The organism is Chryseobacterium ginsenosidimutans, assembly GCF_024807225.1.
Classification (GTDB): domain Bacteria; phylum Bacteroidota; class Bacteroidia; order Flavobacteriales; family Weeksellaceae; genus Chryseobacterium; species Chryseobacterium ginsenosidimutans.
Genome location: NZ_JANUCO010000001.1, coordinates 2526337 through 2539457 on the forward strand (window position 1 = coordinate 2526337; position 13121 = coordinate 2539457).

Here is a 13121-nt window from a genome sequence, read left to right on the forward strand (position 1 = left end):
CTATGCCGAAAAAAATCATAAGAAATCTCCAGATTGGAGTAGGACTTTCGCTGTTGATCTTAATTGCAAGTTCAATTGCCTCTTATTTGAGCATTCAGAACCAGATGGAGCATCGCGAAAGCTTATCTCAAAGCCGACGTTCCATCACCGCTGTAAAAGATGTATTAATTTCCCTTTTGGATGCCGAAACAGGAAACAGAGGATATCAATTGACTGGGAAAGAAAGATTTCTTGAACCTTATAATCGCAGTTTAATCGAATATCCAAAAGTATTTGAAAGGGCAGAAGCGTTACATATTCAAGACAAAAATCAGGTCGAGCGTTTGAATGAGCTGAAGAAAAATGTTGATAGTAATATCAGCAATCTGAAGTATTTTGTAGAAAACAGACGAAACGGAATCGTCATGACGCAGCAGCAGGTTTTACTCAGTAAAACTTTCATGGATAAATGCCGACAGATTGTTCGCGATTTTGTGCAATACGAAGAAAGTCAGCTTGCTATAAAGAATAAAGATCTTAATCGCTCTTCCGATACAACGGTTTTATTTATCATTTTTTCGGCAATTGCAGCGATTGTTGTTACCACGTTTTTCTATATCAAATTAAGAGCAGATCTTATCCGAAGAGACAAACTGGAGAAAATGCTTAAGGCAAAAGATCTGGAAATCAGCAGACGTGTAAGTGCAATTCAGCAGATTGCAAACAGGGTGGCAAGTGGTGATTACAGCCAGAAAGTGATAGATAATTCAGAAGATGATCTTGGCGATTTGGTAGGTTCACTAAATCATATGACCGAATCCCTTAAAAATTCTTTTGATACCATTAATAAAAGCGATTGGCGCCAAAAAGGTCTTGCCATTTTGAATGAATCTTTAGTTGGAAACAAATCGGTGAAAGATGTTTCGGAAGAGTCTCTAAATCAATTGGTTGAATATGGGAATTGCATAAACGGATCATTATATCTTTATGACGATGGAGTTTTAAAATTAAATACCGCTTTTGGTCTGGAAAGTAATATGAAAAAGACTTTCGAACCGGGAGAAGGAATGGTTGGTCAGACTTTTATTAATGAAAAAATACAGGTTTACAATAATCTTCATGAAGATGATTTTGTGGTAACTTTTGCGAGCAGCACGATAAAAATTTACGGAATATTATTAATTCCGATCTTTTCTGATGGTCATAACATCGGTGTTTTAGAATTGGGATCTACTTCTAATTTTGAACAAGACAGAATTGATTATTTCGAAGAATGCAGCCGAAATATAGGAATCGCTTTAAGTGCAGCAAAAGGCCGTGAAAAAGAACAGCAATTGCTCGAAGAAACTCAGGCGCAATCGGAAGAATTACAGGTGCAACATGCTGAATTGGAGAACTTAAATACCGAACTGGAAGCGCAGACCCAAAAATTGCAGGCTTCTGAAGAAGAATTAAAAGTTCAGCAGGAAGAATTGATGCAGGCAAATGCCGAACTGGAAGAGCGTTCAAGATTATTGGAAGACAAAAACCACTTGATCGCTGAACGAAATAATGAGATTCAGAAAAAAGTAGAAGAATTGGCTTTAAGTACAAAATATAAGTCCGAATTTCTGGCAAATATGTCCCATGAATTGCGTACTCCATTAAATTCAATTCTTCTTTTATCCCGTTTGATGTCGGAAAATCCTGATGAAAATTTAAATGAAGATCAGGTAGAATCTGCAAAAGTGATTCAGAGTTCCGGAAGTAGTTTATTGACGCTAATTGATGAAATTTTAGATTTAGCTAAAATAGAATCAGGGAAAATGACGCTTGAATATCAGGATATTACCATTGATGAAATTGTAAAGGATTTGAAAAGCTTATTTAATCCTGTTATTCAGGAAAAAAGGCTTCAGTTGAATATTCAGATTGATGATGATGTTAAAAAATCGATTGAGACCGACAGACTTCGTGTAGATCAGGTATTGAGAAATTTATTGTCAAACGCGATTAAATTTACGGAAGAAGGAAGTATTAATTTAAATATTAAAAAAGATCCGAAAAAAGCTGATTTCATCGTGTTTTCAGTAAAAGATACGGGAATCGGAATTGCGGAAGATAAGCAGAGAATTATTTTCGAGGCGTTCCAGCAAGCAGATGGTTCTACACGAAGAAAATTCGGTGGAACAGGGTTAGGATTGTCGATAAGCCGTGAAATCGCAAGATTATTAGGTGGAGAATTAGTGCTGAAAAGTAAGGTGAATGAAGGAAGCGAATTCAGTTTAACGATTCCTGTTAATGCAATTTCCGAGATCGATCATATGGAAACAGATCAGGATTTGGTGGAAATTATTCGCGAAGATGTTGAAGAAATTCAGAACATTTTGGAAGATGGAGAAATTGAAATCTCCCGATCAACTAATACGTTGGAAATTCCGGAAAGTGTAGCCGATGACAGAAATTATATTAATGAAGGCGATAAAGTAATTTTAATCATTGAAGATGATACGAATTTTGCCAAAGCTTTGTTGAAATATGCTCATTTACAAAACTATAAAGCAGTTGTGGAAGTGAGAGGAGATTACGGTTTGCCTGCAGCGTTGAAATATCACCCGCAAGCCATTTTACTGGATGTTCAGTTACCGGTAAAAGACGGTTGGCAAGTAATGGATGAATTAAAATCCAATGCTGAAACGAAACATATTCCGGTTCACATGATGTCTGTTTTGCACGTGAAAAAGGAAAGTCTGATGAAAGGCGCGATCGATTTTATCAACAAACCTGTTGCTTTGGATCAAATGACCGATGTTTTCAGAAAGATTGAAGAAGCCTTAAAAAAAGGACCTCAAAAAGTCTTAATTGTTGAAGAAAACGCCAAACATGCGAGTGCATTATCTTATTTCTTAAGCAATTTTAATATCTCATTATCAGTTGAAAATAATGTGGAAGACAGTGTAAAAGCATTAACGACAGATCATGTAGATTGCGTAATCCTGGATATCGGAGCTTCAAAAGGTGATGAATATCAAGTAATTGAATCTATAAAAAGCAATGACGGGCTGGAAAATCTCCCAATCATTATTTTCACAGAACATAATTTATCTAAATCTGAAGAGCTGAAAATCAAGCAATACGCAGATTCTATCGTTGTGAAAACGGCGCATTCTTATCAGAGAATTTTGGATGAAGTGGGCTTATTTTTGCATTTGGTTGAGGAAAAAAATAATTCAATTGAAAATGTAAGAAGTAAAACGTTGGGGTCTTTAACGGAAGTTTTAAGTGGTAAAAAAATCTTAATTACCGATGATGATGTCCGTAATATTTTCTCTTTAACGAAAGCTTTAGAAAAATATAAAGTAGAAGTTGTGGTTGCGATGGATGGAAAACATGCGCTTCAGCAGATTAAAGAAAATCCTGATGTAGACGTTATTTTGATGGATATGATGATGCCGGAAATGGATGGCTACGAAACGATAAAGCAGATTAGAAAAATGCCGATGTTTACAAGGCTTCCAATTATTGCGATTACAGCAAAATCGATGATCGGAGAGCGTGAAAAATGCATTACGGCAGGAGCTTCGGATTACATTTCAAAACCTGTGGATATCGACCAATTATTGTCCTTACTTCGTGTTTGGTTATATGAAAGTTAAACAGCTAGAATTCTGATGAATAAGAAAATTTTAATAGTGGACGACGATCCACGTAATATATTTGCTCTAAAACTGACCTTAAAAGCCCGTGGTTATCAGATTGAAAGCAGCACAATGGCGCAGGAAGCGATTGATATTTTAAAGAAAGACAATCAGTTTACTGCCGTTTTGATGGATATGATGATGCCTGAAATGGATGGGTATGAAGCGATAAAAATTATAAGGAATACGCCGTCTATCAGCGGGATTCCTGTAATTGCGGTGACAGCACAGGCAATGCCGGAAGACCGACAGAAATGTCTGGATGCGGGAGCTCAGGATTATGTATCAAAACCGATAGATGTGGATCAATTAATTAATGCCATCGAAAAACTGTAGTGGATGCTGGAACCGAGTATTGTAAAGGATGAAGAGGTAGAATATTTAATCAAAGATGTTCATGAAATGTATGGCTATGATTTTTCCGAGTACAGCAGAGCGTCTTTTAAACGCAGGGTGAATCGTATCTGTCTGATTGACAGGTTTACGAGCTTTGCCGAGTTGCGATATACCATCCTCAATGATCCGGAATATCTGAAACGTTTCATCGAAGAAATTACAGTGAATGTAACGGAAATGTTCCGCGATCCGCAGTTTTTTAAAACGTTAAGAGACAAAATTTTGCCACAATTGGGCACTTATCCTTTGATCCGGATTTGGGTTGCAGGTTGTTCAACGGGTGAAGAAGCTTATTCGATAGCGATTTTATTGAAAGAAGCGAATTTGTATCATAAATCATTGATCTACGGAACAGATTTGAATCCGTCTGTTCTGGAAACGGCAAGAGCAGGAGTTTTTCCTCTCCAGCAAATGAAAATATACTCTGAAAATTATATGTTATCGGGTGGTAAAAAAGATTTTTCCGATTATTATACAGCGAATTATGACAGTGTAAGATTTGATAAAAGTCTTCAGGAAAAGCTTATTTTATCGACTCATAATCTGGTTTCAGACAGTTCTTTTAACAGTTTCCAGTTGATTATCTGTCGAAATGTTTTAATCTATTTTGACAGAGATTTGCAGGAAAGAGTTTTCCGTCTTTTTGATAACAGTCTGGAAAATTTAGGTTTTTTGGCTTTGGGTGCAAAAGAAACGTTAAGATTTTCTAAATTAGATAAAAATTTTCATCAGGTTGACGAACAGAAAATCTGGAAGAAAGTAGATCATCATTAAACTAATTTTGCCATGAAAATAAAAACCACAAATACAGAATTAATTGTGATAGGCGGCTCTGCGGGAAGCTTACAGGTAATTTTGGAGATGATAAAAAAATTAGATGATGGGCTCAACTTTGCTATTGTGTTGGTGGTGCATCGTAAAGCAAACTCTACCAATATTTTACAGACGTTGCTTCAGCAGTTTTCGCCGATGGAAGTGATTGAAATTGAGGATAAAGCGGAAATTAAGAATAATAAAATATATATTACTCCGGCAGATTATCATTTATTATTTGAGGACAAAAAAATAATGTCTCTCGACAGTTCGGAAAAGATGAATTATTCTCGTCCGTCAATTGATGTTACGTTCCGATCTGCGGCAGAAATTTATGGTGAAAATATGATCGGTGTATTATTATCCGGCGCCAATGCCGATGGAGTGGAAGGTTTAGCATACATCAAAAAAAATAAAGGAAAAGTATGGATTCAGGATCCCGAAACAGCGGAGGTGAATTATATGCCGAAACACGCTGTAAAAGAAATTGATTATGATTTAATCATTACACCTGATAATTTGGCGAATTATATTAATCAATTATAATAAAAATAAACCCCTAACTAAGTTAAATATACCTATATGAGCAAAAAGAAAATTTTGATTTTTGATGATGATACAGCTATTTTGGAAGTGATCAGCATCATTTTTGAAGAGAATGGTTATCAGGTCGAAATTTCAGAAACCTCGCATGATATTTTGGAAAGAGTAGAGCGGTACAGACCGGATGTTATTCTGATGGATAACTGGATTCCCAAAATCGGCGGTGTGGAAGCAACAAAGCTTCTGAAAAATCATGAGGAATTTAAAAATATTCCGGTGATTTATGTGACGGCAAATAACGATATCGTAGCTTTGGCAGAAGAAGCTCAAGCAGATGATTATGTGGCAAAACCATTTAATTTAGAAGATCTTGAAGACAAGGTTGCAAAGTATATGCAAGAGCAAATCTGAAATTAAAATATTCTTTTAGAGTAAAATCCCTGCAATATTGCGGGGATTTTTATTTTACTCTTTTGTAATTTTTGCTTTTTTAAAATAGGTTTAAATTTTATTTTGAATACATAGAAATCGAAAATGCTGGAATAATATTTATAACGATATTTTTATCATAGAATGTACCAGCGGGGGGGATTAATTTAGGTAACTACATACCACTTTACACAAAGGTTGGGAAGAGGAAAGAAAGCCTCATTATAAAGATGGGGATTCTTTTTAGAAAATAATAATTTCAGTCTCTTTGTCTTTAGCTAATTTGTAGTTTTTGAGAACTTCAGTACTAAATATCACTTCACTTTTTTCATCTTTTAAAGTAACAAATTCTATTTTGCCTTCAAGACAATAATTAATTTCTTGCCAAGCAGAATTAGCTTCTTCTTCATTTAATTTGAACGTGTGATTTTCTAAATCATTTTTAATTGTAATTAGGTACATTATTGTAATTTTTAATTGATTAATTACTTAAAGATAGTGAATATTAAATGTAATAAGAATTTTTGATGACTATTGGCAATGCGCTAAAAAATGAAAAATGCTGTAATTTAGCTATTATAATAAAACAAGAGCCCCCTTTGCTTGCGCGAGTATCTTGCTCGTGCACACAGTCATAATAATTCTATAATTACAAATTCAAATCTTAGAATCACGAGCTGGAAGCTCGCGTTAGTGTTGAATTTTGTGAAGGTAATAATTGTTTGATTTCTAAAGAGTTTTTAGTTGATTTTTTATAAAATCTGTATCACAATTTCCGTTATTAATTTGTGAAATAATTGAGGTGAGGAACATTTTGATAATTGGATGGGAAAGTATTTTATCCGAAAAAGTAGCAGCAATAATTGTTCTTTTGGAAACAAGATTTTCTGCAAAAGCATATTCGCCTTTCAAATCTATATTTAAGTTAAATTGTTTCTGAACACTTAAGCTTAAATAACTGTTTATTAATTCTTTATTTTCTAAAATATTTTCCATCTCAGTGTTTCAATACTTACATTAATATCTATGCCAAAACACGATTTATAGAAGACTATTTTAATTAAATTTCATGATATCCAAATCGCTATTAAACTAAGCTCTTAAATAAATACAAAATTAATGATTCGTGCAACCGATTGAAGAATACTTACAAAAAACACACAAAAGTGAATTATGGCAAATAATTTGTTGTAAAAACACTGACTTTAGTTATCAAATCACCAAAATTTTGAAATATGAAAATAAGAACTCATCATCTAATAATTGTATCGTCTATGCTTTTCGCGAGTTGTTCGGATACGATTGATGACAATGGAGGAAACAATACACTTCCTCCGGTTGAAAACAATGCTGCCAATACCAATTATCAACCTGCATTTCCTGGACAAACCAGAGCGAATGGTGTTAAAACATCAACACCTTATGTTTCCGAAGTGGTGACTTCAGCATTATCTGCGCCTTGGGGAATTACCAGTTTACCGGACGGAAGATTATTAATCACAGAAAGAATGGGAACAATGCGAATCGTAAGCAATACCGGAACTTTAAGCAATGCCATTACAGGAATTCCGGCTGTAAATTCGGGAGGACAAGGCGGATTGTTGGGAATTTGCGTCGATCCGCAATTTACATCCAACAGAATGATATATTGGGTTTTCTCTGAAAATGTAGCAGGAGGAAACGTAACTTCCGTGGCAAAAGGCAGACTTTCAAACTCTGAAACAACGGTAGAAAATCCGGGGGTCATTTACAGGGCAAATCCTTCTGCGAATGTTGGAAATCTGCATTATGGAGGACGAATTTTATTCGACAGCACAGGAAATCTATTTGTAAGCACAGGAGAACGCTCGGATCTTTCCACAAGACCTTTGGCGCAATCTGCAACAGCGGCTGTCGGGAAGATTTTAAGAATTACAACGAGCGGTCAACCGGCTCCGGGAAATCCAGCTTTCACGCAATCAGGAGCATTGCCGGAATTGTATAGTATGGGTCACAGAAATCCGCAGGGAATCGCGATTCATCCAATAACCGGAGAGTTGTGGCAAAGTGAGCATGGACCGAGAGGAGGTGATGAAATTAACCATGTTCAGGCAGGTCAAAATTACGGTTGGCCAACCATCACTTACGGAATTGAATACAACGGAGCGACAATCGGTGACGGAATTCAGCAAAAAGCAGGAATGGAGCAGCCGGTTTATTATTGGGATCCCGTAATTTCTCCAAGCGGAATTACATTCTACAAAGGAAACAGTATTCCGGAATGGCAAAACAATCTTTTCGTAGCCTCATTAAGCGGAATGCATATCGCAAGACTGGTTCTTGACAACAATAAAGTGATAGGAGAGGAAAGGCTTCTTGCCAGTGAAAACCAGCGTTTCAGAGATATTACGCAAGGTCTGGATAATGCGTTGTACGCAGTAACGGATGGCGGGAAATTATATCGTATTCGTAAACAGTAATTGAATAAATTTTATTTAAAACATAAAACCACCGTAATTTGGGTGGTTTTTTATTGATTTGAAGCTAATATTTTATTTTAAAACTGATTGAAATTTAAATCATTAAGGAAAATTAAGGAGTTAAGATTGATATAAGAACAACATTAAAAATGTTTATGAAGCATAATGTTTATTACTTGAAAAAATCAGACTTCTTAATTTTTCTTAACTCCTTAATTATATATCTTAATGGTTTAAAAAAAGCTAATTAAATTTAAACTTCGCCCTGAATTCCAGCGGAGCCATATTCGTTTTCTTTTTAAACAACGTACTGAAAGACTGTGCATGTTCAAAACCTAAAATATAAGCAATTTCACTTACAGATAACTGGGTTGATGAAAGCTTCTCTTTTGCTTTGCTGATGAGCTTTTCATGAATATGCTGTTGCGTATTTTGTCCGGTATGAACTCTTAAAAGATCACTTAAATAATTCGGTGAAAGATTCATCGCTTCGGCAATTTGGTGAACAGTTAAAAGTCCGTTTTTTGCAGCTTGTTCCTGATTAAAATAGTCATTTAAAAATTGCTCAAACTTCGCCAATAACTGATGATTATTGTTTTTTCTGGTGATAAACTGTCTTTCATAAAACCGTTTGGAATAATTTAGCAGCAAATCAATTTGTGACAAAATAATTTCCTGCGTATGTCGGTCGATATGTTGAGATTCTTTGTCGATTTTGTGTAAGATTTCAATTAAATCACGCTCTTCATCTTCGGATAAATGCAACGCTTCATTCACAGCATAAGAGAAAAACCCGAAGCTCGAAATGGTTTGCGCTAAAGGATGTTTTAATAAAAAATCTTCATGAAAAATCAAAAGATGACCTTTACTGTCACAATCCATCGTTCCTAAATCCAACGAATGCACCTGATTGGGAGCTGTAAAGCTTAAAACTCCTTTGTCATAATCATAATGTTGCTGTCCGTATCTTATTTTTCCTGTGGCTTCTCTTTTTAAGGCGACACAGTAAAATCTGTTCATAAAACCTTTCCAGACGTCGTCTTCCAGAAATATACTTTCTGATAAATTGATGACGCTTACCAAAGGATGTTTCGGCTCGGGCAGGGAAAGCAAACGGTGAAAAGCGGAAACAGACTGGATCGTATTCATACTGTAAATGTAAAATTTAATAATCTAAAAGTCCCATACTGAATTCGTCGTAAGGCGCTCCCGTATCGGTTCCTAAAGGTACGATACTTTCCAGTTTTTGAAGGTCGTTTTTGCTTAATTGAATGTTGGCTGATGCAATATTCTGTTCCACATATTTTCTACGTTTCGTCCCCGGAATCGGAACAATTCCCTTGCTCATAATCCAAGCCAAAGCCAATTGAGAAGACGTAACCTCTTTTTCTTTTGCCATATTTTCGATAGCTTCCACCAGTTCGATGTTTTTCTGAAAATAATCTCCCTGAAAACGCGGAATTCCTCTTCGGAAATCATTCTCCGGAAGATCATCGACTGAACGGATCTGTCCGGATAAAAATCCTCTTCCCAACGGTGAATACGCCACAAAACCAATTCCTAATTCGTTTAATGTTTTTAAGACTCCTTTTTCTTCAACTGTTCTTTCAAACAAAGAATATTCGCTTTGTACAGCTGTGATTGGGTGAACTTCATGCGCTCTTTTTACGGTTTCAGAAGACACTTCCGATAATCCGATGTATTTTACTTTTCCTTCTTTTACCAGATCGCTCATGGCGCTTACAGTTTCTTCGATCGGTGTATTTTTATCGAGACGATGCATGTAATAAAGGTCGATGTAGTCTGTTTTTAAGTTTTTCAGAGATCTTTCGACTGCTTTTTTTACATATTCTTTCGTTCCGTTGATTGCCCAGGTTACTTTGTTATTGTCATCGATTTCCCAACCGAATTTTGTTGCAATAATGTACTTGTCACGATCGTTTCCGATGGCTTTTGCGATGAGTTGTTCGTTTTTTAAAGGTCCGTATAAATCGGCAGTATCGAGAAAATTTCCTCCCAATTCGAATGAGCGGTGAATGGTTGCAATCGCTTCATTTTCATCGGCTTCTCCGTACATATTGGCTTCTTCAAAACCTGTCATTCCCATACAGCCCAAACCGATTTTTGGAATTTCTAATCCCTGACTTCCTAATGTAATGTGTTTAAAATTCATATTCTTGATTTTATTGATACAAAATTCAGCAGAAATAATGGAGTTGATGTATGCAAAACGATGAAGGTTGTATGTAAATTACGGATGGGTTTTATTACAAAAGTTTTTAAATTTAATTCTGATGGCTCCTTCTTTATGTTTAATTATTATATGATTATGATTTTCCACAAAGTTTGTCATCCTGAAAGGATCTAGGCACGAATCTTTCCAAACTATTTTCTAATACTACGCTTAGATCCTTCCAGGATGACAAACAGAGCGTTGAATTGATTGTGATAGGTTGAAAAAACGAGAAAAATTCTAACTACACCACGACTTTATTTTGTGAAATTTTAATAGCAAAAAAAACGGACAATGAAAATCAATCCATCATCCGCTTTCATATTTAACATCAAAAAATTATTTTCCGCCGCCGCCATTTTTCTCGACATCGGTTTTGGTATTTTCTTTTACTTTTTGGTTTCCGAAACGTTTTACGAATGAGATGGAAGCTCCGTACCAATCCCATTTTGAAGCACTTCTCACATATCCTCCTGTATTGTAAGTGGTGGCATCATAATTTGGTCTCTGGAAAATATTCATTAGTTGTAAGCTGACTTCCATTTGTGTTTTTGGGAATATTTTGGTAACAGAAATATTATGAAAAACATTCGCTTTATTGGTGGTAGAATTTCCGTTATTCTGATTGGAAACTTCAACCCATGCACTCAAATTAATATTTTTATTAAAAAGATTGGTATACGAAAGATTGGTGGAAGCGCTAAGATAACTGATATAACTACTGCCTTTAAGGTCATTCTTTTGATTGAAATCACTATTGTCGATATAATACCATCCAAGACCCATATTTACGGTAAATTTATTTTTGAAAAATGTCTGATTGGTATTTGCATAAAGATAGTATTTATGCACTTTTCCGCTAAAATTGGAAGGCTGCGTAATGGTGATTTTTTTAGTCGTTGTACCATCTGGAATTTCTCCCTGTATATAATCTGTCCAATAATCTTGATCCGTAAATGAATATCTTGCAGAAATAAAATATTTCTTCAGAATTCCCAGTTTCATGTACAGTCTGTCGCTTGGATTGGGCTCCAGATCGAGGTTTCCACGGCTGTAGATTCCGTCTGTATTAGGAGTCATAAAAGGGTTGAATTCTGCGTACCACGGTCTCCAGAGATTTCGGTTGTATGTTAAACTCAAATCATATTTGTCGGAAAAACTATATTTTAATAATAAATTGGGTAGGAAAGTCCCGTAAGAATCTTTTCTTGAAGTTCCGGCAACATCCTGACGCATTTTATAATCGATATACTCGTAACGGACACCGACTCTCGTCTCTAATTTCTTAAAGAAAGTTTTGCTGTAATTGGCGTACAACGAACTGATATTATCCTCATAATGAAAGGTGTCATTCGGACTTAGCCCGCTCAACATATTTCCGTATAAATTATTGGGAACAACGTTATTATTAAGGTTAATTTTTCCTCCGACTTCAAAAGTTGCGCCCGATTTCCCCAAAGGCTGAGTGTAGTCTACTTTTAAATAATAATTTCGGTTTTCTGTATCAGAAAGAACACCTATATCCTTTGTTGAAGCCCCATCAGTAGCGGAATTGATATTATTAACAAAATAACTGTCTTCCGACTGACCGTAATAATTTGTTCCTACATTTACATCCAGAATTTTATTCTTTTCCTTATCATACCATTTATAAAAAAGGTTGGTTCCCAAGTTACGGTTAAGCCCCGTTGAATTTTGATTTTGCTCAGAAGAGCTGTCGAAAATACTGTTGATATGGTCTATTCTGCTCGCTTCAGAGTTTGAGGTAGAATTGCTCTGGTAATATTCTAAAATAACCCCGAATGTATTTTTATTATTGATTTCAAATTCTGAAGTTGATGAAAAAGAAGGGCTCTTGCTTCTGCCTGTCACATAGCTGTCGATCTGGTTGGTAGAATTATCTTTATACCAATTGTACAAACTGGAGCTTCTCTGAACGTACGTGTTATCGCTGTAACTTCCGATGAATGTCTGTGTAAAGTTTTTCTTATGGTAATTGAGATTTAAATTCGTGTATTGCGAGTTTTTGGTATTTTGTCTGTTGTTAAAAGTCACGCTTCCTTTCATTCCTTCATCATCTCGCTTCTTTAAAACGATATTAATCACCGATCCTGTCGCTTCATAACGTGAAGACGGACTGGTAATTACCTCAATTTTCATCAGATTATCGGCAGGAATTGTTTTTAGATATTCTTTTAATTCTTTACCGGTAAAAACGGTTTTTCTGTCGTTGATATAAACGGTAACGGTTTCTCCTTCAGCTTTTATGGCATCATTGTTATCGATACTTACCAAAGGTGTCATTCTCAAAACATCCCAAGTTGTATTTCCGGCAAGGATCGAACTGTTGGAAACATTGAAAACCGTTCTGTCGGCTTTAGATTCCACGGTTGGTTTTCTTACCGTAACGGTAACTCCTTCAATTTCCTTTTCTTTTGATTTTATGGTGTCTTTTTCTGCTTGTGCAAAAGTAAAAATGCTCGCGAGTAAAGCGATGGGTATCAAAATATTTTTCATTTAAAAACTATGTTTCATATATAAGACACCGAACGGTGGGTTTTTGTTACATCAATAGAATTAATTCTATAAATA

The 13121-nt window shown here is 35.5% G+C and carries 11 protein-coding genes; 6 read left to right on the top strand and 5 right to left on the bottom strand.

Going from position 1 to position 13121, the window contains the following annotated elements; all coding sequences use genetic code 11:
* Positions 1 to 2 precede the first annotated feature (2 nt).
* From J3D55_RS11925 to J3D55_RS11945, 5 genes are read left to right on the top strand one after another with little or no spacing between them, the layout of a single operon-like run.
* Positions 3 to 3614, top strand: a complete 3612-nt coding sequence (locus J3D55_RS11925; RefSeq protein ID WP_259131357.1) for a response regulator — start codon at positions 3 to 5, stop codon at positions 3612 to 3614.
* Positions 3615 to 3629: 15 nt separating this feature from the next.
* On the top strand, positions 3630 to 3992 hold the full coding sequence (locus tag J3D55_RS11930) for a response regulator (protein WP_259131359.1): 363 nt from the start codon (positions 3630 to 3632) through the stop codon (positions 3990 to 3992).
* Positions 3993 to 3995: 3 nt separating this feature from the next.
* Complete coding sequence (locus tag J3D55_RS11935; protein WP_259131361.1) at positions 3996 to 4826, top strand: CheR family methyltransferase; 831 nt, start codon at positions 3996 to 3998, stop codon at positions 4824 to 4826.
* A 12-nt stretch (positions 4827 to 4838) separates the two neighbouring features.
* Entirely contained in the window at positions 4839 to 5411 is a 573-nt protein-coding gene (locus J3D55_RS11940) for a chemotaxis protein CheB (protein ID WP_259131363.1), read from the top strand.
* Between the two features lie 36 nt (positions 5412 to 5447).
* A complete protein-coding gene (locus J3D55_RS11945; protein ID WP_259131364.1) occupies positions 5448 to 5819 on the top strand; it encodes a response regulator in 372 nt (123 codons plus the stop codon).
* 261 nt (positions 5820 to 6080) lie between these two features.
* Here J3D55_RS11945 and J3D55_RS11950 read toward each other — a convergent pair whose 3' ends face one another.
* Positions 6081 to 6299 carry a hypothetical protein gene (locus J3D55_RS11950; RefSeq protein ID WP_259131365.1) on the bottom strand — a complete coding sequence of 73 codons (219 nt, stop codon included), beginning with the start codon at positions 6297 to 6299 and terminating at the stop codon, positions 6081 to 6083.
* Between the two features lie 267 nt (positions 6300 to 6566).
* Positions 6567 to 6833, bottom strand: coding sequence for a hypothetical protein (locus J3D55_RS11955; RefSeq protein WP_259131366.1), 267 nt, complete (start codon positions 6831 to 6833; stop codon positions 6567 to 6569).
* 239 nt (positions 6834 to 7072) lie between these two features.
* Here J3D55_RS11955 and J3D55_RS11960 point away from each other — a divergent pair, with 239 nt between their 5' ends.
* Positions 7073 to 8296 carry a PQQ-dependent sugar dehydrogenase gene (locus tag J3D55_RS11960; RefSeq protein WP_259131367.1) on the top strand — a complete coding sequence of 408 codons (1224 nt, stop codon included), beginning with the start codon at positions 7073 to 7075 and terminating at the stop codon, positions 8294 to 8296.
* Positions 8297 to 8539: 243 nt separating this feature from the next.
* On the opposite strand, the gene J3D55_RS11965 is transcribed toward J3D55_RS11960, so the two are convergent.
* The 3 genes from J3D55_RS11965 to J3D55_RS11975 all read right to left on the bottom strand — a co-directional run bounded on the left by J3D55_RS11965 (position 8540) and on the right by J3D55_RS11975 (position 13046).
* Positions 8540 to 9445 carry a helix-turn-helix domain-containing protein gene (locus J3D55_RS11965; protein WP_259131368.1) on the bottom strand — a complete coding sequence of 302 codons (906 nt, stop codon included), beginning with the start codon at positions 9443 to 9445 and terminating at the stop codon, positions 8540 to 8542.
* 16 nt (positions 9446 to 9461) lie between these two features.
* Positions 9462 to 10469 carry an aldo/keto reductase gene (locus tag J3D55_RS11970; protein WP_259131370.1) on the bottom strand — a complete coding sequence of 336 codons (1008 nt, stop codon included), beginning with the start codon at positions 10467 to 10469 and terminating at the stop codon, positions 9462 to 9464.
* Positions 10470 to 10868: 399 nt separating this feature from the next.
* The gene (locus tag J3D55_RS11975) at positions 10869 to 13046 is read right to left on the bottom strand and encodes a TonB-dependent receptor domain-containing protein (protein WP_259131371.1); all 2178 of its coding nucleotides are present in this window, start codon (positions 13044 to 13046) and stop codon (positions 10869 to 10871) included.
* Between the last annotated feature and the right edge of the window lie 75 nt (positions 13047 to 13121).